Source organism: Paraburkholderia sediminicola (genome assembly GCF_046026895.1).
Taxonomy (GTDB): domain Bacteria; phylum Pseudomonadota; class Gammaproteobacteria; order Burkholderiales; family Burkholderiaceae; genus Paraburkholderia; species Paraburkholderia sediminicola_C.
Genome location: NZ_JAQQEU010000230.1, coordinates 1 through 1,166 on the forward strand (window position 1 = coordinate 1; position 1,166 = coordinate 1,166).

A 1,166-nucleotide genomic window follows, 5' to 3' on the forward strand; every position below is an offset into this window, starting at 1 on the left:
ACCTAAGAAGACTCGCGGTAATAAGCGGCTCAAGCCTCCCGACAGCATCCGCCGCTTCCTGCAGTGGACAGACCAGGCGTTCGTTCATTTAGCGACTGTCGCGGATCTGGCGCCCGATGACGAGAGTCCGCCTTTGGCCGCGTGCTGCCGGATGCGTTCGGCATATGTGAGCGAACGGCACCTCTGGCTGTGATCGGCTGGACCCGACCGAGGCCGTGTGAAAACGCGTGCCGAGAGTGGCCTTCGAAAAAATCGACCTTTCAGATCGCGCCGTATTGGCTTGGCAGCAACTCGGGAAGGGTAAAACGACACCCGAAAACCGAGTACTTTTGCGTTTTCACACGGCCTCGACCCGGAGCGGCCGGATGACCTACCGGGTGCCTGCGGCGGCTGCAGCAGCCTTTCATCGCGTCGCACGTTTACCGTTCCTTCGTGCTTGGTGGCTGGCTTGTAACTGCTGGGATTAATATGCTACCTTCCGCGCAGGCAGCGACACACGCACATTCTCATGAGCCAGATACTAATCAACCAATACCTCAACAACCTTGCCCGACTGAAGAAGATAGGGGGCACCCACCGCGAGTCCGTAGTGCGCGAGGCCTTCAAGGATCTGCTCAAGGACTGGGGCAAGCAGCACGATCTGGTTTTCATCGCCGAATATGAGCTCGACACACTCACTCGTAACAAGCGGTACGTGGATGGCGCGCTGCTTTACGAACTGCGCGTGCCGTTTGGCTATTGGGAAGCGAAAGACACGAAAGATGACCTCGACGCAGAGATTGCACTGAAATTTAAGCGTGGGTATCCGCAAGACAACATCATATTCGAGGACACCGCGGCAGCGGTGCTGATTCAGCACCGGCAGGAGGTGATGCGATGCGACGTGCTCCGACGGTTGAGCCGGCCTTCCAAGTGCTGCGGAAGACCGAGGCCTTTCTTTTTCGGACCGCAATATTCGCCCGGGATCCGAACGTTCTAATTTTCAGATCCTCGGCTGTTCGCACTAAATAGTTCACCCCAAACAATAGGGCGAGGGATTTTAGGTCACACGATACCAGCCGCGATGTAAGCTGTTTTCACTGTCGTGAAGAAATCTCGGGCATAGCTGCCCTGCTCTCTCGCTCCGTAGCTGGATTTTTTGCGACCGCCGAATGGCACATGGTAGT

General features: G+C 56.6%; 2 protein-coding genes. Both read left to right on the forward strand.

The annotated features are described in order from the left end of the window. On the forward strand, positions 1–193 hold a 193-nt coding region (locus PQR02_RS40450; RefSeq protein WP_408243390.1), incomplete at its 5' end, for a hypothetical protein. A gap of 315 nt (positions 194–508) precedes the next feature. Next, complete coding sequence (locus PQR02_RS40455) at positions 509–979, forward strand: hypothetical protein (protein ID WP_408243391.1); 471 nt, start codon at positions 509–511, stop codon at positions 977–979. Positions 980–1,166: the final 187 nt, after the last annotated feature.

What these genes read in the sequence shown, in the direction of transcription:
- PQR02_RS40455 (WP_408243391.1), top strand. Translation starts at nt 509, where the DNA reads ATGAGCCAGATACTAATCAACCAATACCTCAACAACCTTGCCCGACTG.